Genomic DNA, 19,800 nt, shown 5'->3' on the forward strand with positions numbered 1-19,800 from the left:
CGCGGGGACGGCCGTCTAGAGTTGCGGCCGACGTCGAGCGCTGGGGGGCCGGGATGGAGCTGCGGGACACCGACCGGGCGTTGGTGCAGGCCGCCACGGCGGTCGCCAAACTGCGGTGCCGCAGCCAGCGCCATACCGGCGCGTCGGCCGCCCGGACCGCCGACGGGCGGGTGTTCTCCGGCGTGAACGTCCAGCACGACAAAGGGGACATCTGCGCGGAACTGGTCGTGATCGGCACCGCCGCCACGCAGGGCGTGACCGAGTTGGAGACGATCGTCACGGTCACCGACCGGGGACGCGAGGTCGTCGAGCCGTGCGACCGGTGCGGGCAGGTGCTCGGTGCCTACTTTCCGTCGCTGCGAGTGATCGTCGGCGAGGGGGACGACCTGCGGGTGGTCCCGATCGAGGGCCTGCTCGGCTGACGAGCTCGGCTGGCCTCAGTCGCCGGAGGCCGCCTCCAGCATCGACCGGGGCATCGGCACGCTCTCGAACCGCACGTTGCCCTCCGGCACCATCCAACTCGTCACCCGTGCGACGAGCAGGCCGGCGCGGACGGCCGGATCGTCGGCGTAGAGCGCGCGCACCTCGTCCGGGGAGATCGAGAACACGACGAAGCCCCGTAGCTGGCCGTCGTCGGCGTCCAGGAACGGCCCGGCCGCCAGCACCAGCCCCTGCTCCACGAACCCCGCCTGGTGGGCCAGGTGGGCGCTCTGCACCCGGTCGATCGCCTCCGGTGGCAGGTCCGGCGGATCCGACGGCCGGACCAGGAGGACGACCGTGTGCTGGTCGAATCGCATGGTCACACCCTATGGCGCGATGGAAGCGGGATGTCCCTCTTGCGGGTGTCATCGGTGTTCTGTCGCACTTGTTCCCGTGCGCGAAAGATGATGCGGCCCCTGGGCGTGCTGCCGGGCGGAGGCGCGGCGGCCGGGGACGGTAGCGCGGCGGGCGGACCGGAGCGTCCGCTTCGGTATCGACCGACGCCGGTTAGGTCACTTTCTGCAGGTCGGCTAAGGTTAGGCGAACCTAAGCTCGAACGTGCAGGAGACTCGTGACCACCCTCGTCGACCGGCCGACGCCGGCCCGCAACCGGTCCGGTGCCCGTACCGGCCGACGGGTGGCCGTCACCGTCGGGGCGGCACTGGTGCTGCTGCTCGCCGTGCTGGCGAGCTTCGCGCTGGGCAGCCGGCCACTCGGTGTGGATGCGGTCTGGCACGCCCTCGTCGCGCCGGACGGCAGCGACGCGAGCACGATCGTCCGGGAACTGCGCATGCCGCGTACCGCCCTGGGCCTCGCTGTCGGGCTCGCGCTCGCCGTGGCCGGGGTGCTGTTCCAGGCGCTCACCCGCAACCCCCTCGCCGAGCCCCGCATCCTCGGCATCAGCGCCGGCGCGTCGTTCGGCGTGGTGCTCGCCATCTCCGTCTTCGGCGTCGGCACACTCGCCGGCTACGTCTGGTTCGGCATCGCCGGGGCACTGGTCGCCGGGCTGCTGGTCTTCGCCATCGCCAGCCGGGCCCGCGAGGGCGCGAGCCCGGTCACCCTCGCGCTGGTCGGCGCGGCGCTCGACGCCAGTCTCGCCTCCGGGGTGTACGCGCTGCTCAGCATCGACGCCCGCACCTTCGAGGAGTACCGGTTCTGGGTCGTCGGCGGGTTGGCCGGCCGGGACCTCGGCGTCACCGCCCAGGTGCTGCCGTTCGTCCTCGTCGGGCTGCTGCTGGCGGCGCTGGTGGCCCGGGGCCTGGACGCGCTGGCTCTCGGCGACGACGTGGCCCGCGGGCTGGGCCACCGCATCGGGCTGGTCCGCCTCACCGGTGGCCTCGCCGCGGTGCTGCTGACCGGCGCCGCGGTGGCCGCCGCCGGACCGGTCGCCTTCGTCGGGCTGGCCGTGCCGCACCTGGCCCGCGCCCTGGTCGGCGCGGACCACCGGTGGACCCTCGCCGTCTCCGCCCTGCTCGGGCCCGCGCTGCTGCTCGGCGCCGACGTCGTCGGCCGGCTCGTCGCCCCGCCCGGCGAGATACCGGCCGGGATCATCACCGCCCTGCTCGGCGCGCCGCTGCTGGCCGTGCTGGTCCGCCGCGCCCGGGTGGTGACCGCGTGACGACCACCCAGCGCCCGGTCCCCGGCCCGGCCGGCCCCGCCGCCTCGGCCGGTGGCGGCTCCGCACGGCTGCCGGGGCGATCGCTGCTGCTGCTCGGCCCGGTCAGCCTGCAGATCCGCCGCCGGGCGGTGCTGGTCGCCGCCGTGCTGACCGTGCTGCTCCTGCTCGCGATGCTGCTCAGCCTGTCCCTGGGCACCCCGTACGTCGCCCCGGCCGACGTGCTGCGCGCGCTCTCCGGCGCTGGCACCCCGTACGACCTCGTTGTCCTTGATCTGCGGTTGCCCCGGATCGTGCTGGCCGCGGTGGCCGGGGCGGCCTTCGGCGTGGCCGGCACGCTGATCCAGAGCGTGGCGCGCAACCCGCTCGCGAGCCCGGACGTCATCGGCATCACCCAGGGCGCTGGCCTCGCCGCGACCGTGGCGCTGACCAGCGGCGCGGCGGCGGTGCTGGTGGCGCCGAGCGCGCTGGTCGGCGGCCTGGTGGCGGCGGTGCTGCTGTTCGCCCTCGGCGCCCGGCACGGACTGGCCGCGCAGCGGTTCATCCTCGCCGGCGCGGCGGTCGCGTTCGCCTTCCGGGCGCTCACCGAGGTGGTCATGCTCACCGCCGACCCGATCGACGGCCTGCGGGCGCAGATCTGGCTGATCGGCACCCTCGCCGGCAAGGGCTGGACCGAGGCCGCCTGGATCGCCGGCACCCTGCTGGTGCTGCTGCCGGTGCTGGCCTGGGCCGGCTGGGCCCTGAACAGCACCGCCCTGGACGACGACACCGCGCGCGGCGTCGGGCTGCGTCCGGTGGCCCGCCGGATCGGGCTCGCCGGCACCGGCGTGCTCGTCGCCGCGATGGTCACCGCCCAGGTCGGCGCCGTCGACTTCGTGGCGCTTGTCGCACCTCAACTGGCCCGCCGGCTGGTCCGCGCCGAACGGCCCCCGCTGGTCTGCGCCGCGCTGCTCGGCGCGCTGCTGCTGGTGCTGGCCGACCTGGCCGGTCGGCGGCTGTTCGCACCCACCCAACTGCCGGCCGGTGTGCTGACCGCCGCGATCGGCGGCCCGTACCTGATCTTCCTGTTGCTTCGTGGACGGCGGCCGTCGTCGTGACGCCCTCAAGGAGTCGTGTGATGCTCTCCACCCGCGACCTGGTCGTCGGCTACGACGAGAGGACCGTGCTAGACGGGCTCACCCTGGACCTGCCGACCGACGCGTTCACCGTCATCGTCGGCCCCAACGCCTGCGGCAAGTCCACCCTGCTGCGCACGATGGCCCGGCTGCTCACCCCGCGACGCGGCATGGTCCTGCTGGACGGCGCCGCCATCCGTGACCTGCCCACCCGCGACGTGGCCCGTCGGCTCGGCGTCCTGCCGCAGAGCCCGCTGGTGCCCGAGGGCGTCACCGTGGCCGACCTGGTCGGGCGCGGCCGACAGCCGTACCAGCGGTGGTGGCGGCAGTGGTCGTCGTCCGACGGCGCGGCGGTGGACGAGGCGATGACCATGGCCGACGTGGCCGACCTGGCCGACCGGCCGGTGGACAGCCTCTCCGGCGGCCAGCGGCAACGCGTGTGGATCGCCATGACCCTGGCCCAGGACACCGACGCCCTGCTGCTGGACGAACCGACCACCTTCCTCGACCTGGCCCACCAGGTGGAGGTGCTGGACCTGCTGCACCGGCTACGCGTCGAGCGCGGCCGCACCGTGGTCGCCGTGCTGCACGACCTCAACCAGGCCGCCCGCTACGCCGACCACCTGATCGCGATGCGCGCCGGCGCGGTGGTGGCCGCCGGGCCGCCCCGGGAGATCCTCACCGCGGACCTGGTCCGGGACGTCTTCGGGCTGGCCTGCGTCGTCGTCCCCTGCCCGGTGACCGGAGCGCCGCTCGTGGTGCCCGCGCACACCGGCGGCCCCGCCGCCCGGCCGTCGGGCCCTGGTGCCCCGTCCGCTGACGCGGGCGACCCCGATTCGTCGACGGCGTCCGTCCCGGACGCCCGACCCGCCACCGGCGACGCGGCGACCCCGCTCGCCGGCACGTACCCCTCGAAAGGACTCTGATGCGTCGTCTCGTCGCCGCTCTCGCCGCGGCCGTCGCCCTCGGGGCCGGCCTCACCGCCTGCGGTGAGAGCGACCCGGTCGCCGGTTCCGCCACCGGGGAGACCCGGGAGATCACCCACGCCATGGGCACCACCAAGGTCCCGGCCGACCCCAAGCGCGTCGTCGTGCTCGACACCGACAAGATCGACACGGCGCTCTCGCTGGGCATCACCCCCGTCGGCGCCGCCACCGCCGGTGAGGCGAAGAGCTGGCCGACGTACTTCGGCGCGGACAAGCTCGCCGGCATCAAGGAGGTCGGGGTGCTCACCGAGCCCGACCTGGAGGCGATCAACGCACTCAAGCCGGACCTCATCCTCGGCAGCAAGTTCCGCCAGGAGAAGTTCTACGACGAGCTGGCCGCCATCGCGCCCACCGTGTTCACCGACAAGGTGGGCATCACCTGGAAGGACAACTTCCTCCTCGACGGCAAGGCGCTCGGCCGCGAGCAGCAGGCCAAGGACCTGCTCGGCGCGTACGAGAAGCGGGCCAAGGACTTCGGCGCCACCCTCGGCGGCCCCGCCGCGCGCAAGGTGTCGATCGTGCGGTTCATCCCGGGCAACATCCGGGTGTACGGCCCGGACTCCTTCTCCGGCATCGTCATCGGCGACACCGGCCTCGGCCGCCCCGAGCGGCAGTTGCTCGCCAACAAGGAGGACAAGCGCTTCGACCTGGTCAGCCCCGAGCGGATCAACGAGGTCGACGGCGACGTCATCTTCGTGACCGCGTACGGCGACAAGGCCGCTGCCGAGCAGGCCAAGGTGGCCGGCGGCACTCTCTGGAAGGGCCTCGGCGCGGTCAAGGCCGGCAAGGCGTACCCGGTCTCCGACGAGGTCTGGATGACCGGCATCGGCGTCGGCGCCGCCAACAAGATCCTCGACGACCTGGCCAAGTACCTCCCCGCCGCCTGACAAAGCCCCCCGACGCGGGTGCCCACGCAATCGCGGCCCCAAGATCCGCGCAGTTTCGGGGAAACTGCCTCACCAGATCGCGAGGCAGCAGGATCCCTGAAGTTGCGCGGATCTTGGCCGTTGTGGTCAGCGGGGGTGGGCACCGGCGCGAGAAGCCAGGGCTTGGCGGAGTTCGGTCAGGAAGCCGGCGAAGTCCTCGCGGAACCGCTTCGCGGTGACGTGCAGAACGATCCAGTCCTCACCGAGCAGACGGTTGAGGCGACGCCGGTCGCGGTGGAACTGCTCGGGATCGTGGTGCCACAACCCGTCGTACTCGACCGCCACCTTGAGATGGGGCCAGGCCAGGTCGAGACGAGCCAGGAACTTCCCGTCGCGCTCCACGACGAACTGGGTCACGGGAGTAGTGACCCCGGCGAGCACGATCCGCACCCGCAGTCGGGACTCCGGCGTCGACTCCGCCCCGGCGTCGGCCAGATCGACCACCCTCGCCATGCTTCTCCAGCCCCGCTTACCGATCTGCGCTCGGGCGTCCGTGTGCAGTTGGGCGAGATCCACCAGGTGTTGGTGGGCAAAGCGGTCCACAATGGCGACCGCCTCCTCTGTCGGCAGCCACTGGGCTAGATCCCAACATGTGCGCGTCGGCGTGGTCAGTGGGACGCCCTGGCGTACCGCCACGTCGGTGATGGCGAGCGTGCCGGTGTGCACGACGAACCCCGATACCGGCCCGAATCGCTGACCGGCGGGCACAAGCACCTCCAAGGGCTGCGCGTCGGCGGCCGATGCGGCGCCGTAGAGCGCTGCCGCGCTGCGGCCAGCGATCACCACGCCCGGTGGCAGCACCCAGCGTGCCGCGGCGGCGCAACGAGTGCGATGGGTGAGCGTCAGGTTGGCATCCGCGTACACGTCCCGAAACACGGGGCGCCATGCCGCGCTGCGCAACTCCGTCCGGGTGAGCAGGCCTTGAGCGACGACGTGAGAGCCGCGGAAGACGCGCCCCTGCAGCCTCGCCGGCCGTCGTGGGGAAACAGGCATGAGGTCACCCTGACCGCCGGAACTGCCCGTTGGCAGCCCCTGTGGATAACCCCTCGCCGCTTCCGGAACGCCAAGATCCGCGCAACTTCGGGCTTCTTGCTGCCTCCCGACATCCTGAAGCAGCAGCATCCCTGAAGTTGCGCGGATCTTGGTGAATGTGGGTCTGGGAGGCGGGCGCGGCGGGGGTGGGTTGTTAGGCGGCGGTGGACCAGATGGCGCGGAAGGCGGCGGCTTCGCCGGAGAGCCATCGTTCGATCTGGTCGGGCTTGGCGTCGGCGGGTGTGCGGTGGGCCTGGCCTCGGCGGACGTCGACCAGGACCGGCTCGGCGTGCGGAAGGACCGCGTCCATGTGTCGGGCCATCAGGTGCAGGGTGGCGAGCACCGACTCCTCGCTCGGCGGGGCCTCGTCGAAGTGCAGGCGGACCGCTTCGGCGCGGCCGTCGGCGTGGCGTACCCCGAAATGGGGGTTGATCTTGACGGGTAGGTCGCCCAGCATGGCCAGGGCGTCGCGGGTCTGGGCGAGATCGACGGCGGCCGGCTCGCCGAGGGAGTGCAGCCAGGCCGTGGCGCCGGGGACCAGCGACTGGTAGAGCGGGCGCCAGCGCGGCTTGACCACGTCAACCACCCCGGTCAGGTGGGTGCCGCCGGTGTGAAAGGCGATGTCGGCCTTGAGCGCCTTGACGAACTGGCCGTGCGGGTTGAAGCCGGACCGGCTGGCGCGCTGCTTGCGCAGCCCGCCGACGAAGGTCGCCTTGGTGGGGCCGGTGCGGTCGACGTAGCGGGTGAAACCGAGCAGTGTGGCGTAGGGGGTGATGGGCGTGGAGGTGGGCGCGGTCACGGGCGTCCTCCCAGGTCAGGATCTTTATTAGTACATACATTCTAATCGACAGGTCTGACATTGCCCAGCGAAGTTGAGGGGTGGACCGCTGTCCCGTCCGCCGATAGGTGGCCAGTCCGATCGAAGGTGGCCAGCGGCACCGTCCCGGAGATGCTGCCCGCGACAGAGGCAGGTCCGGGCTAACTTCAAGATCGGCATCGACGGAAGCCGGTGCGCCGGGGTGGGCGCCGTCCGGCCTGGTCATTCCGGTCGGAACGCTCCCGCCGGTTCGCCGCGGATCTGCCAGCCCAGAGCGGAGTAGAGCCCTCGCCCGTCGGCGGTGGCGGATAGCAGCCCCGTGGTCAGGCCTTCGTCCAGGGCTCGGTTAGCGAGGATGGACATCACGGCGCGGCGCGCTTGAGAGAGGACGAAGAGGCGCTCATCGAACCATGATCATGATCCTCGGCTGGATTACGGGCGGGAGAGCTCGTCCTCGACGAACGTGGGCTTGGCCAGCGTGAACGCCGGGATGGCCGCCACGAGGGCGACGGCGAGCAGGAACAGCAGCGGAAGGGTCCACCCGCCGCTCACGTCGTGCAGCAGGCCGACGAGCAGTGGACCGAGCGCGCCGAGCGCGTACGCGACCCCCTGGGCAAAGCCGCTCAGCGCGACGGTGCCGGCCTGGGTTCGGGTGCGTACGTTGATGAGCACGAGGCTGACCGGGAACAGGATCGAACCCGAGCCGATAAGCAGCACCCAGAGCAGTGTGAGGGTCGCGGGCGCGAGCAGCAGGCCGAGGTAGCCGAGCGCGAAGCTGGCGATACCGGCGGCGATTAGCCGGCCGACACCCTGCAGCCGCGTGACGAGCAGGGGCGCAACGAGCGCGATGGGCGCGCTGATGATGCCGGTGACGGCGAGCAGCGCACCGGCTTCGGTCGGCGTCGAGCCGGCGATGTCGCCGAGGATCTCGGGCAGCCACGCGAAACACGCGTAGGTAAGGATCGTGCTGGTCGAGAACACGACGGTGATCGATAGGGCCGTGCGGGACCGCCACAGTCGCGTGACGAGGGTGGTGGGCGAGGACTCGACGGCGTCGGCATCCGGGAGTCGGCGGCGGCGCTCCCGCGCGATGGTGACGAGCCACGGAACGAGCGCGACCCCCGAGCTCGCCGCCCAGATGCCGAGCGAGAACCGCCACCCGACCTGCTCGGCGACCGGGGCGGCGACCGCCGCGGGCAGGGCCGTGCTCACGCCCAGGATGCAGACGTAGACGGCGGTCAGCAGCGCTACCCGGTCGGGGAAGTAGCGCCGCACGATCGGCGGCAGCAGCACATTGCCGATGCCCGTGCCGGCGAGCGCGACGACACTGCCGACGAGCAGCACCGCGTAGTCCGGGGCGGCCGCGCGCACGAGATGGCCGACGGTCATGAGCAGCAGCGCCAGCACGATGCCGCCGTCGAGGCCGATGCCGCGGGCGACGCGCGGCGCGACGAACCCCGATACCGCCAGCAGGATCGGTGGCAACGTGCCGAGCAGCCCGGCGCCGATGTTCGATATCGGGATGTCCACCCGGATGTCACCGAGGATCGGTGACATCACCGCAACCGTCTGGCGCAGGGTGAGCGCGACGAGCACGATGCCCAGCAGCGCGGCCGCGCGTCCCGCCCACAAGGTAAGGGGCCGGTCCTCTGTCATCCCCTTACTCTAGTGTTCCAGTCGAGATCGTGATCATCGCGGTTCGGTGAGCGCCTGGAAGGCGGATGGCTGTTCAGTTCCGCGCCGCGCCCCCGGCGGCTCAGCTGCTCGGGGTGGCATGGGGTACGGCGTCCGCGCCGAGTTGTCCCAGTCCTGGCCGACGCCACGACTGCTGGCCAGTTACCTGCGGGACCGGACAGCCGCGCCCTGGAGACAGGACGTTTCGTCCGGTCGGGTGAGTGACACGGGTCACTGTCGGTGGGTCTTCGGCGGTAGCATCTGCCCGAGCTCACCGGCCGTTCCCATCCCGGAGTGACGCGGCGTAGGGGCACCCGTATCCGGCATCAGGGCGTCGCGCCGGCCGGGTCGATCCACTCCCGCTCACCTCATCGCAGGAGCATCCGTGATCAATGTCCGATCGTGGCGACGGCGAGCACTGGCTGCCCTCGGGGCGGTTGTGGTCAGCCTCGCCGGGACGCTGGCCTTCATGCCCACGGCGAACGCAGATCCCCCGGGTTTCACCGTCAACCACGAGGCACGGTGCATGGCCGACGGCACCTACCAGATCCAGTGGACCGTCCTTGCCGAGACCGCCCCGACCGACGCGACGCGATACCGGTTCGTCAAGGTCGAGGTGTATCCGCCCGACACCAGCATCGACCCCATCGCTGCCAGCCCCGAAGGCGTCTTCCCGCATTCCCTGGGCAAGCCGGTGACCGGCACCCAGACCCTGCCGGGCACCGCCACCTTCGCCGACCTGGCCGTGTGGGTGCAGTGGGACGACGGTTACTCCGAGACGTCTGGCGTCGCCGCTGGCGCCCCGCTCGATGGCAGGTGCGGGCAGCCGCCCACCGATCCGACGGCCAGTTTCCAGCCTCGGTGCGACGGCACCGTGCTGGTCGACCTGGCTAACCCGCCCGCCGGGCGGACGGTCGATGTGGTGCTCGCGACCTACCCCAAGGGCTACTCACGAACCGTCTCGCTGGCGCCGGGAGCGACGGCGAAGGGCATCGTGGTTCCCCGGGGATACGACTTCTTCTCGGTGACCGTCGCGGGCGCGAGCGAGGCGATCGCCGTGTACTCCTGGGAGTTCGATCCGGGTCACTGCGTCGTCCCGGACATCCGTGCCCGCTCGACCTGCGAAAAGCTCGTCATCGCGGTGTCGGGACCGAATGTCGGTGTGAACTCGTTGGTCCTCTTCAATCCCAACCACGGCCCGGAGCAGCGGCGGCTCGTCGAAATGGGCACCACCGTCGACGTGTCCTTCCCGGCCGTCGCGGGGTTGGCCGTCGCGCTTCGGTCGGACGCGTTCGATCCGCAGGCCAGCCACCTCAACGGTCCGTACAGGTGGGAGCAGCCCGCCGGTTGTGCCGACGGCGGGGGAGGCGGCCTGCCGGTGACCGGTCAGTCGACCGGCGGCGTGCTCGCCGCCGCCGGTCTGCTGCTGGTCGCGGGCGCGACCCTGTTCGTCGTGGCTCGTCGCCGTCGGATCTGGTTCACCGTCTGACGGGCGGCGACGCGTCAGAGCTGGCCGACGTCCGTGATCCGGACGACCGCCGCCCCGACCTCGTCCGAGGCGACGAGGTCGATCTCCGCGCTGATGCCCCAGTCGTGGTCGCCGTCCGGGTCGTCGAAGATCTGCCGGACGGTCCACCGCTCCCGGCCCTGCTCGATCATCAGCAGCGCCGGGCCACGGGCGTCCGGCCCGACGCCGATCGAGTCGTACGCCTCGAAGTACGGCGCGAGGGCGTCGGCCCACGCGTCGTAGTCCCAGCCGTCCTCGGCGTCCAGCTCGGCGAGCAGGTCCCAGCGGCGCAGCGCGGCCAGCTCGACCCGGCGGAACAGCGCGTTGCGCACCAGCACCCGGAACGCCCGCGCGTTGCGGGTCACCGCCGGTGGCCGGTCGGTCAGGGAGGCGTGCGCCTGGGCGACCTCGGCCACGTCGGACGGGTTGCGCAGCCGCTCCCACTCGTCGATGAGGCTGGAGTCGACCTGGCGGACCAGCTCGCCGAGCCACTCGATGAGGTCGATCAGCTCCTCGGTCTTGGCGTCCTCGGGCACGGTCTGGCGCAGCGTCTTGTACGCGTCGGCCAGATAGCGCAGGACCAGACCCTCCGAGCGGGTCAGCCCGTAGAACTGCACGTACTCGGTGAAGGTCATGGCCCGCTCGTACATGTCCCGGACGACGGCCTTGGGGGAGAGCTGGTGGTCGGCGACCCACGGGTGGCCCTGCCGGTACATCTCGTACGCGGCCTCCAGCAGCTCGGCGAGGGGCTTCGGGTGGGTCACCTCGTCGAGCAGTTCGAGGCGGGCCTCGTACTCGATGCCCTCGGCCTTCATCGCGGCGACGGCCTCGCCGCGGGCCTTGAACTGCTGTGCGGACAGGATCTGCCGGGGGTCGTCGAGGATCGACTCGATCACGCTCAGCACGTCGAGCGCGTACGACGGGGACTCGGCGTCGAGCAGCTCGATGGTGGCCAGCGCGAGGGGCGAGAGCGGCTGGTTGAGGGCGAAGTCGAGTTGGAGGTCGACGGTGAGGCGGATCCGTCGGCCCGTCTCGTCGGGCTCGGGCAGCTCCTCGACCACCCCGCCGGCGCGCAGGGCCCGGTAGATGGCGATGGCCCGGCGGATGTGCCGGCGCTGGGCAGCCGGCTCCTCGTGGTTGTCGGTGAGCAGGTGCCGCATCGCCGTGAAGGCGTCCCCGGGTCGGCCGATGACGTTGAGCAGCATCGAGTGGCTGACTCCGAAGCTGGAGGTCAGCGGCTCCGGCTCGGCGTCGACGAGCCGGTCGAAGGTGGGCTGGCCCCAGCCGATCGAGCCCTCCGGCGGCTTCTTGCGGACCACCTTGCGGCGCTTCTTCGGGTCGTCGCCGGCCTTGGCGAGCGCCTTCTCGTTGTCGATGACGTGCTCGGGGGCCTGCACCACGACCCGGCCGATGGTGTCGTAGCCGGCCCGGCCGGCCCGCCCGGCGATCTGGTGGAACTCGCGGTTCTTGAGCAGCCGGGTCCGCACCCCGTCGTACTTGGACAGGCCGGTGAACAGCACGGTGCGGATCGGCACGTTGATGCCGACGCCGAGGGTGTCGGTGCCGCAGATGACCTTGAGCAGGCCGGCCTGCGCGAGGGTCTCCACGAGCCGGCGGTACTTGGGCAACATGCCGGCGTGGTGCACGCCGATGCCGTGCCGGACCAACCGGGACAGCGTCTTGCCGAAGCCGGAGGTGAACCGGAAACCGCCGATCGCCTGGGCGATCATGTCCTTCTCGGCGCGGGTGCAGACGTTCACGCTCATCAGCGCCTGGGCGCGTTCCAGCGCGGCGGCCTGGGTGAAGTGCACGACGTACACCGGGGCCTGCTTGGTCTCCAGCAGCTCCTCGAGCGTCTCGTGCAGCGGGGTCATCGCGTACGAGAAGATCAGCGGGACCGGCCGCTCCGCCGAGCGCACGACGGCGGTCGGCCGCCCGGTGCGTCGGGTCAGGTCGTCGACGAACCGGGTGGTGTCCCCCAGGGTGGCGGACATCAGGACGAACTGGGCCTGCGGCAGCTCGATGATCGGCACCTGCCAGGCCCAGCCCCGATCGGGCTCGGCGTAGAAGTGGAACTCATCCATGATCACCTGGCCGACGTCGGCCTTGGCGCCCTCGCGCAGCGCGAGGTTGGCCAGGATCTCCGCGGTGCAGCAGATGATCGGGGCGTCGGCGTTGACGCTGGCGTCGCCGGTGAGCATGCCGACGTTCTCGGCGCCGAAGACCTCGCAGAGCGCGAAGAACTTCTCCGACACCAGGGCCTTGATCGGCGCGGTGTAGAAGGTCGTCCGGCTGTCCGCGAGGGCCGCGAAGTGCGCGGCGATGGCCACCAGGCTCTTGCCCGAGCCGGTGGGCGTGTTCATGATCAGGTTGGCGCCGGAGACGATCTCGATGACCGCCTCCTCCTGATGGGGATAGAGGTCGAGGCCGCGCTCCTTCGCCCAACTGGCGAACGCGTCGAAGAGGGTGTCGGGGTCGGCGCTTGTCGGCAGCGCGGCGGTGAGCGTCATATCCCGTCCATGGTGCCTGGATCATGCCCCCGCGCGCCAACCCGACCTCCGCCGGGCACCCGTCCGGGCCGGCTCGTCACCGTCGGCGGTAGATCAGGTCGGCCACCGGCCGCCCGGCGGTGATCGCCCGCCGCTCGAACTTCGTCACCGGGCGGTGCGCCGGACGCGGCGCGAAGCCGCCGTACGCGTCGACGAGCTCCGGGTCCGCGTCCAGGGTCTCCCGCATCGCCTCGGCGTACTCGGCCCAGTCGGTCGCGCAGTGCAGCGTCCCGCCGGGGACCAGCCGGGAGCGCAGCAGCGCCACGTGCGCCGGCTGGATGATCCGCCGCTTGTGGTGGCGGGCCTTCGGCCAGGGGTCGGGAAAGAAGATGTGTACGGCGTCCAGGACGCCCTCCGGCAGGCCGCTGACCAGCTCCAACGCGTCGCCCTGGGCCACCCGTACGTTGCCGAGGTCACCGCGGTCCACCAGGTCGAGCAGGTTCGCGATTCCCGGCGTGTGCACCTCGACCGCCAGATAATCTCGATCCGGGTCGGCGGCGGCCATCGCGGCGGTGCTGTCGCCCATGCCCGAGCCGATCTCCAGAACCACCGGGGCCCGACGGCCGAACAGGGCGGTCAGGTCGACGGGCTCGCCCGACACGTCCCGGCCGTAGGACGACCAGAGCCGCTCCAGCGCGTCGGTCTGGCGGCCGCTCATCCGGCCCCGTCGGGGGTGGAAGGTGCGGATCGTCCGGCCCGCAGGCGGGACGGTGGCGGGGTCAGGGTCGGTGGTGGTCACAGCGACCCGAGCGTACGCGACGTCGTCCGCGGATCGGATGTGATGTGCGACCGGTAATGAGAGGATCGATCTGGTACGGCAGGCCGGGCGGTCCGCTGCCCGGCGCGGTCCTACGGCGTCGAGAGGGGGCATCGTGGCAGTGACCCGCGGCGGCGTGACCCTGTCGATGGTGACCGTGCTCGCCGGCCCCCTGCTGGCCGCCCTCCCCGCACACGCCGCACACGCCGCACCCGCCGCTGGCGGTCCGGTGGCCGCCGCGTCGGTGCTCGCCGCGCCGGCTGCCCTCGTCTCCGTCGCCGCCGTGCCCGGTGCGCTCGTCTCCGCTGGTCTCGTGCCCGTCGCCCGCCCGCTCGTGCTCGTCGCGCCGGCGCCCGGGGGTCAGCCCGAGGGCCAACCCGGAGGCGCGCCCCAGCCCGCTCCGCCGGTGGACGTCTTCGTCGAGGTGAGCCCCAGCACGGTGCAGCCCGGCTACCTGGTCGGCATCCGGGCCAGCTGTCGGGACAACTCGGTGGGCGCCACCGTCGTCTCCGACGCGTTCGGCGCGGTCGGCGTGCAACCGCAGCGCGGCGTGCTCACCGCCGCGCCGATGGTCCGCGAGCGCACCCGCCCCGGCAACTACCGGGTCAAGTTGGAGTGCCGCGACGGTGAGACCGCGTCGACCATGCTCCAGGTGGTCAAGAAGGTGCCGTCGCCCCAGCCCAGCCGAGGCCCGGCCACCGGTTTCGGTGGCAGCGCCGGGGGGATGACCGGCAACCTGCTGCTGCCCGGCGGCGCGGCGTTGACCATCACCGGGCTGATCCTCGCCGTGATGGCCCTGCGTCGACCCCGTACCGTCCGTGGCGTCGCGCGCCGCTGAGCCCGCCATGGAAATCTTCCGCCCCACGCCACCCCCCGCCGGCTCCCGCCCGCCCACGGGTTCCCGCCCGCCCGCCGGTTCGTGGTCGCCCGACGACGCAGAGCCGGCCGCTGGCTCGCGTCCGGCGCGCGATTCGCGTGTCCCCGCCGACCGAGCACCGGTCGCCGACCGACCACCGGTGGCCGCCCGTCCGCCGACCGCCGTCGCTCCTCGGCGCAGCCGTCCGTCGGGCCGTAGCCCCTGGTCGGTGCCGCTAGCAGTGGTGCTGGTGCTGGCGGGGGTCTTCGCCACCGGGGCGGGACTGGGCCGCTCGGTCGGCCCGTTCGACTGGGCCCCGGCAGGCGGTGACCGCCCGGCCCGCAGCGAGACGGTCGGGTTGTCGGCCAGTCGCCCGGTGCGGCTCACCGTCCCGGCGATCAAGGTGGCGGCGCCGGTGGCGCCCGTCGGGCAGGCGCGGGACGGCACGATCGCCGTACCGCCGCTGGAACGGCACAATGAGACCGGCTGGTACGACCGTGGGCCGACGCCCGGCGAGCCCGGTCCGGCGGTCATCGTCGGGCACGTGGACACCAAGAGCGGCCCGTCGGTCTTCTACGACCTGGGCAAGCTGAAGCCCGGTGACCTGATCGAGGTGGCCCGTGCGGACCGGTCGACGGTGGTGTTCAAGGTCGACACCGTCGAGCACTTCCCGAAGGACCGGCTGCCCGCCGAGCGGATCTACGGCCACGACGGCCCCGCCGGCCTGCGGCTGATCACCTGCGGTGGCCAGTTCATCGGCGGTCGTACCGGCTACGCCGACAACGTGATCGCCTTCGCCACCCTCCAGTCGTCGCGCAAGCCCTGACCCGCGCCCGCCGGGCCGCGTCAGCTCAGGAAGTCCAGGAGTTGGCGGGTGGTCTCGTCGGGGGCCTCTTCCGGGATGAAGTGCCCGACCGGCACCGGCCCGCCACGGACGTCGTCGGCCCACTCCCGCCAGATCGCGAACTCTTCGAACCCGTCGAACATGGCCGGACGCTATCAGCGCACGTCGCCGCCTGGGCGGGGTTCCGTCGAGCCCGGGATCGTCGGCAGGTGGTCAGGGCTGGGGGACGTGCAGGGCCACCTCGAACTCCAGGAGGCTGGCGCCGGTGGAGACCGGCGGGCGGGGCTTGTCGCCGGGGGCGGCGGCGTGGGCCTCGCGCGATGGGCCGGAGGCCCAGGCCTGGTACGCCTCCTCGCTCTCCCACCTCGTGTAGACGAAGTAGCGGGTCTCGCCGGCCACCGGCCGGAGCAGTTCGAAGCCGAGGAAGCCGGGGGAGTTCTCCACCGCGCCGGCCCGCGCCGCGAACCGCTTCTCCAACTCGGGGCCGGCGCCCGGCGGAACCTCGATTGCGTTGATCTTCACGACTGCCATCTGCCCACCCTAGCCAGCGCCGGCGCTCAGAACGCCTCGACGGCGGGGACCAGATCCGCGTCGACCACGATCGGGGCGTGATCGGAGGGGCCCTTGCCCTTGCGGGCCTCCCGGTCCACGTACGCCGAGCGGACCGCCCGGGTGAACGGCGCCGAGGCGTACACCAGGTCGATCCGCATGCCCTTGTTCTGGTGGAACATCCCGGCGCGGTAGTCCCAGTAGGTGAACGGGTGCGGCCCCTTCATCGGGGTCGGCACCACGTCGCGGAGCCCGAGGTCGCGCAGCGCGGCCAGGGCGGCCCGCTCGGCCGGGGTGACGTGCGTGGAGTGGGTGAAGACCGCCGGGTCCCAGACGTCCGCGTCGGTCGGGGCGACGTTGAAGTCGCCGCAGACGGCCAGCGGCAGGCCACCGGCCAGCTCCGCCTCCAACGCGTCGCGCAGCGCCGCGAACCAGGCCAGCTTGTACGCGTAGTGCGGGTCGTCCGGCGTCCGGCCGTTGGGCACGTACACCGACCAGACCCGCAGCCCGCCGCAGGTGGCGGAGATGGCCCGGGCCTCCGGTGCGGGAAAGCCCGGCTCACCCGCGAAGCCGACGCGGACGTCGTCCAGGCCGACCCGGGACAGGATCGCCACCCCGTTCCAGCGGCCGTCGCTGTGGCTGGCCACGGTGTAGCCCAGCTCGCCCACCTCGGCCACCGGGAACGCGCCGTCCGGGCACTTCGTCTCCTGCAGGCAGACGACGTCGGGCCCGGTGCCGGCCAGCCACTCCAACAGCCGGGGCAGCCGGGCCTTCACCGAGTTCACGTTCCAGGTCGCCAGGCGCATGTCTCCACCCTGCCGCATCCGGTGCCGTGTCGCCGGGTCAGCTGCCCGGGGTGTCGCCGGGACGGGTCTGTTCGGCCAGGAACCGTTCCAGCTCCGCGCCGAGCTCGTCGGCGGTGGGCAGCGGACCGGCGTCGGGGGCGAGCAGGTTCCGCTCGCCGCGACCCCGGGCGAACGCGTCGTACTGCTCCTCCAGGGCCTGGACCAGGGCGGCAGCGTCCTCGGTCTGGGCGACCTGCCGGTCGATCTCCACCCGGACCACCTCGGCGGCCGAGCGCAGCCCGTCGCCGGGCAGCAGCAGCCCCGTGCTGCGCGACACCGCGCTCAGCAGCACCTCGGCAGCGGCCGGGTACTCGGTCTGCGCCACATAGTGCGGCACGTGCGCGGCGAACCCGAGCGCGTCGCGACCCTGCTCGCCGAGGCGGAACTCCAGCAGGTGACCGACGCTGCCGGGCACCTGGACCCGTTGCAGCCAGGGCTCGTACCCGCTGATCAACTCCGGGCGGGTGGCGTGGGCGGTCACGCCGGTCGGCCGGGTGTGTGGCACCGCCATCGGGATCGAGTTGAGCCCGACGGTGAGCCGTACGTCCAAGCGGGCGGCGAGCCCCGCGACGGCGGCGGTGAACCGCTCCCACTGCAGGTCCGGCTCGGGGCCGGTGAGCAGCAGGAAGGGTGTCTCGTCGTCGTCGTTGAGCAGGTGCAGCTCCAGCTTGGGGGCGTCGAAGCTCTCCCAGTGGTCCTCGACGAAGGTCATCACCGGTCGCCGGGAGCGGTAGTCGAAGAGCTGGTCCACGTCGAAGGTGGCGATCGGCCGACCCTCGAGCGAGGTGAGCAGCTGCTCGCGGGCAAGCCGGCTGGCGTTGCCGGCGTCCACGAACCCGGTCAGGGCCTGGACCAGGACCGGCTGCCCGAGGTCGGGCAGATCGTCGGTGAGCTGATAGAGCTCGTGTGGGTCGAGCACCGGTGCGGACCTCCCTGGAATGTGCCTACGCGGATGCCGGCGCGGTGGACGGCACCCGATTCGGGCAACGTACCCGCCATCCTGGCGCATTCCTGCGTCGGGCGATCCGTCGACCGCCGACTGGGCGTGATCGGACGAACCACCCGATTACGCCGATCGGCCGATGGGTGGTTCGGCCCAAAGGCCGAGTTTGTCGATCATGTCGGTCCGCGCGGCCCGATGTCCGCCCCTGTCGCCGTCCGTGCCGGCCCACGTGCCGCGCCGGTTTCCTCCGGTACGCGAGGTCCGTTCCCCGGGCGGGTCGACCCGCCCCGCTCGTCCACCCGAGGACCCCGATTCTGTGGCGAGGGCCACGTGATCACTGTGGGTGATTGGGGTTTCCGCCTGCCTAGCCTCGGTTGATGCGTGACGACGGCACCCTCGACGACCCGTACGCCCCGAGCAGCCCCACTACCGAAATGGAGGAAGGCACCTCAGCCGAACGGACAACCGCCGCGAGTCGGCTTCGGGCGTACGCCCGCGACCTGACCGGTCGACGCCGCGCCCAGGTGGCCCTCGCCACCGGCGTGGTCTGCTGCCTCGCTCTGGCCGCCGTCGCACAGGTTCGCGACGAGACCGCCGGCGCGGCGACGCGGGTCGACTCGAGCGCCGAGCTGGCGCAGCGCGCCGAGCAGGAGCGCGCGTCCCGCTCTCTCGACCGCGCCGCGACCCCCGCTGCCGCCCCCTCTGCCACCCCGTCCGCCTCCGCGACCTCCGCCGACCCGGACACCACCTCGCGTGCCCGCACGGTCGCCCCGGCGCAGCCGACCGACCCGGCGCCGGTCGCCGGCCTGGACGACGACCAGATGGAGAACGCCGAGGCGATCGTCCGTACCGGACGCAAGATGGGTGTCCCGCGCCGTGGCCTCGTCATCGCGGTGGCGACCGCCATGCAGGAGAGCAACCTCTACAACGTCGCCAGCGGCGTGCTGCCGGAGTCACAGGACTACCCGCACCAGGGCGTCGGCTGGGACCACGACTCGGTCGGTCTGTTCCAGCAGCGCTCCAGCAGCGGCTGGGGCCCGGTCGGCCGGCTGATGGACCCCGAGTTCGCCACCCGACAGTTCCTCAGCGCGCTGGAACAGGTGCCCGGCTGGCAGCAGATGCGGCTCACCGACGCCGCGCAGGCGGTGCAGGTCTCCGCGTACCCCGAGCACTACCAGCAGCACGAGTGGCGGGCCACCCGGGTGGTCGACGCCATCGTGCCGGCCGGGCGGTAGCCTACCGACCACTGTGGACGGTGAGGGTTGAGCCTGTCGCGTCCCGGGTACATCCGTTGCGGGTTCGGGGTACACATGACTGAGGGATCACCGACAGGAGGACGTTATGTCTTTGATGCAGCGGATCAGCACCTTCCTGAGATCGCCCAAGGGTCAGCAGCTGGTGGACCGGGGTCGGCGCGAGCTGGCCAAGCCCGCCAACCAGCAGAAGCTCAAGGGGTTGGCGGCGCGACTGTCCAACCGCCGTCGCTGACCGCGCCACCGGCCGTCCTGCCCGTACCCACCCCTGGGGAGACCCGGTGACCGACACCCCGCCCGCCGGCGGTCAGCCCGCCGCGCCCACGCCCGAGCCGTCGGCCGGCCTGCCGGCCGTGCCGGCGGCCGCGCCCGAGGGCCCGCCGGCCCGACTCTGGGACCGGATGCGCGACGATCCGCAGTACGCCCCGGAGCACCTCGCCCTGGAGGCGGTGCGCCGGCTCGGGCCGGAGGCCGCGCAGTGGGCCGCCCGCGCCCGCAGCGAGCACCCCGGTGTCTCGTCCGACGTCCTGGCCGACCAGGCGGCCCGCAAGTTCGTCAACCTGGCTCGCCTGTCCGGGGCGGTCTCCGGAGCGGCCGGGCTGCCCGGCGCCGTCCTCGACGTCGGCGTGCTGGCCTGGACCCAGGCGCGCATGGTCCTGCACATCGCCGCCGCGTACGACGTCGACCCGCTGCACAGCGACCGGGCCACCGACCTGCTCGTGCTCCAGCGGGTGCACAAGGTCGCCGAGAGCGCCCGCCTGGCGCTCGGGGTGGCCGCCGGCCGGGAACGCGCCGCCGCGCTCTTCGGCCTGGGCGGCCAGCGCCCGCTCGGGCGGGTCATGTTGCAGCTCGGCGTCCGGCTGGCGCAGATGGCCGGCGTCCGGGCCGCCAAGCGACTCGTCGCCAAGATCGTTCCGGGTGCGGCGATCGTGCTCGGCACCTGGGCCAACTCGTCCGCCACCAAAGACCTGGCCGAGCGCTCACGGGCGCTCTATCGTCGGCGCGGCACCGCCGTCCCGGAGCCTCGCCGCTCCTGAACCGCCCTCGGGTGG

Annotated in this window: 21 protein-coding genes; 11 read left to right on the forward strand and 10 right to left on the reverse strand. The window is 72.4% G+C overall.

The window, feature by feature from the left end:
- Nucleotides 1-53 precede the first annotated feature (53 nt).
- Nucleotides 54-422 carry a cytidine deaminase gene (locus tag ABZT87_RS15745; RefSeq protein WP_355136177.1) on the forward strand — a complete coding sequence of 123 codons (369 nt, stop codon included), beginning with the start codon at nucleotides 54-56 and terminating at the stop codon, nucleotides 420-422.
- Nucleotides 423-437: 15 nt separating this feature from the next.
- Here the strand turns inward: ABZT87_RS15745 and ABZT87_RS15750 are convergent, their stop codons facing one another.
- The gene (locus ABZT87_RS15750; protein ID WP_354858338.1) at nucleotides 438-797 is read right to left on the reverse strand and encodes a YciI family protein; all 360 of its coding nucleotides are present in this window, start codon (nucleotides 795-797) and stop codon (nucleotides 438-440) included.
- Nucleotides 798-1,051: 254 nt separating this feature from the next.
- Between ABZT87_RS15750 and ABZT87_RS15755 the strand changes: the two genes are divergently transcribed.
- Genes ABZT87_RS15755 through ABZT87_RS15770 form a run of 4 tightly spaced genes read left to right on the forward strand, consistent with a single transcriptional unit; the run spans nucleotide 1,052 to nucleotide 5,083 of the window.
- On the forward strand, nucleotides 1,052-2,098 hold the full coding sequence (locus tag ABZT87_RS15755) for an iron ABC transporter permease (protein WP_354858335.1): 1,047 nt from the start codon (nucleotides 1,052-1,054) through the stop codon (nucleotides 2,096-2,098).
- Entirely contained in the window at nucleotides 2,095-3,192 is a 1,098-nt protein-coding gene (locus ABZT87_RS15760; RefSeq protein ID WP_355136179.1) for an iron ABC transporter permease, read from the forward strand. The genes ABZT87_RS15755 and ABZT87_RS15760 overlap by 4 nt, the downstream gene beginning before the upstream one ends.
- Nucleotides 3,193-3,212: 20 nt before the next feature.
- Nucleotides 3,213-4,136: an ABC transporter ATP-binding protein gene (locus ABZT87_RS15765; RefSeq protein ID WP_355136181.1), complete on the forward strand. Its 924-nt coding sequence runs from the start codon at nucleotides 3,213-3,215 to the stop codon at nucleotides 4,134-4,136.
- Nucleotides 4,136-5,083: an iron-siderophore ABC transporter substrate-binding protein gene (locus ABZT87_RS15770; protein ID WP_355136183.1), complete on the forward strand. Its 948-nt coding sequence runs from the start codon at nucleotides 4,136-4,138 to the stop codon at nucleotides 5,081-5,083. The genes ABZT87_RS15765 and ABZT87_RS15770 overlap by 1 nt, the downstream gene beginning before the upstream one ends.
- Nucleotides 5,084-5,209: 126 nt before the next feature.
- Here the strand turns inward: ABZT87_RS15770 and ABZT87_RS15775 are convergent, their stop codons facing one another.
- The 3 genes from ABZT87_RS15775 to ABZT87_RS15785 all read right to left on the reverse strand — a co-directional run bounded on the left by ABZT87_RS15775 (nucleotide 5,210) and on the right by ABZT87_RS15785 (nucleotide 8,567).
- Nucleotides 5,210-6,244 (reverse strand): hypothetical protein, encoded by a 1,035-nt coding sequence (locus tag ABZT87_RS15775; protein WP_355136185.1) that lies wholly within the window; start codon nucleotides 6,242-6,244, stop codon nucleotides 5,210-5,212.
- A gap of 64 nt (nucleotides 6,245-6,308) precedes the next feature.
- Nucleotides 6,309-6,953: a hypothetical protein gene (locus tag ABZT87_RS15780; protein ID WP_355136187.1), complete on the reverse strand. Its 645-nt coding sequence runs from the start codon at nucleotides 6,951-6,953 to the stop codon at nucleotides 6,309-6,311.
- A gap of 450 nt (nucleotides 6,954-7,403) precedes the next feature.
- Nucleotides 7,404-8,567, reverse strand: coding sequence for an MFS transporter (locus tag ABZT87_RS15785; RefSeq protein WP_355136189.1), 1,164 nt, complete (start codon nucleotides 8,565-8,567; stop codon nucleotides 7,404-7,406).
- A 463-nt stretch (nucleotides 8,568-9,030) separates the two neighbouring features.
- On the opposite strand from ABZT87_RS15785, the gene ABZT87_RS15790 reads away from it, so the two are divergent.
- The gene (locus ABZT87_RS15790) at nucleotides 9,031-10,134 is read left to right on the forward strand and encodes an LPXTG cell wall anchor domain-containing protein (protein ID WP_355136191.1); all 1,104 of its coding nucleotides are present in this window, start codon (nucleotides 9,031-9,033) and stop codon (nucleotides 10,132-10,134) included.
- A 14-nt stretch (nucleotides 10,135-10,148) separates the two neighbouring features.
- On the opposite strand, the gene ABZT87_RS15795 is transcribed toward ABZT87_RS15790, so the two are convergent.
- Both ABZT87_RS15795 and trmB read right to left on the reverse strand, forming a co-directional pair.
- Nucleotides 10,149-12,662 (reverse strand): DUF3516 domain-containing protein, encoded by a 2,514-nt coding sequence (locus tag ABZT87_RS15795; RefSeq protein ID WP_355136193.1) that lies wholly within the window; start codon nucleotides 12,660-12,662, stop codon nucleotides 10,149-10,151.
- Between the two features lie 76 nt (nucleotides 12,663-12,738).
- Nucleotides 12,739-13,359, reverse strand: coding sequence for a tRNA (guanosine(46)-N7)-methyltransferase TrmB (trmB, locus tag ABZT87_RS15800; RefSeq protein ID WP_355136488.1), 621 nt, complete (start codon nucleotides 13,357-13,359; stop codon nucleotides 12,739-12,741).
- A gap of 211 nt (nucleotides 13,360-13,570) precedes the next feature.
- On the opposite strand from trmB, the gene ABZT87_RS15805 reads away from it, so the two are divergent.
- Together ABZT87_RS15805 and ABZT87_RS15810 are read left to right on the forward strand one after the other, a co-directional pair.
- Complete coding sequence (locus ABZT87_RS15805; protein ID WP_355136490.1) at nucleotides 13,571-14,296, forward strand: hypothetical protein; 726 nt, start codon at nucleotides 13,571-13,573, stop codon at nucleotides 14,294-14,296.
- Nucleotides 14,297-14,474: 178 nt separating this feature from the next.
- Entirely contained in the window at nucleotides 14,475-15,140 is a 666-nt protein-coding gene (locus tag ABZT87_RS15810; protein WP_355065584.1) for a class F sortase, read from the forward strand.
- Nucleotides 15,141-15,160: 20 nt separating this feature from the next.
- On the opposite strand, the gene ABZT87_RS15815 is transcribed toward ABZT87_RS15810, so the two are convergent.
- From ABZT87_RS15815 to ABZT87_RS15830, 4 genes are all read right to left on the reverse strand, one after another.
- Nucleotides 15,161-15,301: a hydrolase gene (locus ABZT87_RS15815; protein ID WP_354858314.1), complete on the reverse strand. Its 141-nt coding sequence runs from the start codon at nucleotides 15,299-15,301 to the stop codon at nucleotides 15,161-15,163.
- A gap of 70 nt (nucleotides 15,302-15,371) precedes the next feature.
- Nucleotides 15,372-15,689, reverse strand: coding sequence for an antibiotic biosynthesis monooxygenase (locus ABZT87_RS15820; RefSeq protein WP_355136195.1), 318 nt, complete (start codon nucleotides 15,687-15,689; stop codon nucleotides 15,372-15,374).
- A 26-nt stretch (nucleotides 15,690-15,715) separates the two neighbouring features.
- On the reverse strand, nucleotides 15,716-16,513 hold the full coding sequence (locus ABZT87_RS15825; RefSeq protein WP_355136197.1) for an exodeoxyribonuclease III: 798 nt from the start codon (nucleotides 16,511-16,513) through the stop codon (nucleotides 15,716-15,718).
- 37 nt (nucleotides 16,514-16,550) lie between these two features.
- Nucleotides 16,551-17,471: a PAC2 family protein gene (locus ABZT87_RS15830; RefSeq protein WP_354858309.1), complete on the reverse strand. Its 921-nt coding sequence runs from the start codon at nucleotides 17,469-17,471 to the stop codon at nucleotides 16,551-16,553.
- Nucleotides 17,472-17,872: 401 nt separating this feature from the next.
- On the opposite strand from ABZT87_RS15830, the gene ABZT87_RS15835 reads away from it, so the two are divergent.
- The 3 genes from ABZT87_RS15835 (at nucleotide 17,873) to ABZT87_RS15845 (ending at nucleotide 19,785) form a co-directional block, all read left to right on the forward strand.
- Entirely contained in the window at nucleotides 17,873-18,730 is an 858-nt protein-coding gene (locus ABZT87_RS15835; protein WP_355136199.1) for a peptidase M23, read from the forward strand.
- Between the two features lie 106 nt (nucleotides 18,731-18,836).
- Nucleotides 18,837-18,983, forward strand: a complete 147-nt coding sequence (locus tag ABZT87_RS15840; RefSeq protein ID WP_354858304.1) for a hypothetical protein — start codon at nucleotides 18,837-18,839, stop codon at nucleotides 18,981-18,983.
- A 46-nt stretch (nucleotides 18,984-19,029) separates the two neighbouring features.
- Nucleotides 19,030-19,785, forward strand: a complete 756-nt coding sequence (locus ABZT87_RS15845; RefSeq protein ID WP_355136201.1) for an EcsC family protein — start codon at nucleotides 19,030-19,032, stop codon at nucleotides 19,783-19,785.
- Nucleotides 19,786-19,800 lie beyond the last annotated feature (15 nt).

Source organism: Micromonospora sp. NPDC005237 (genome assembly GCF_040607775.1).
In the GTDB taxonomy this organism is placed as follows: Bacteria; Actinomycetota; Actinomycetes; order Mycobacteriales; family Micromonosporaceae; genus Micromonospora.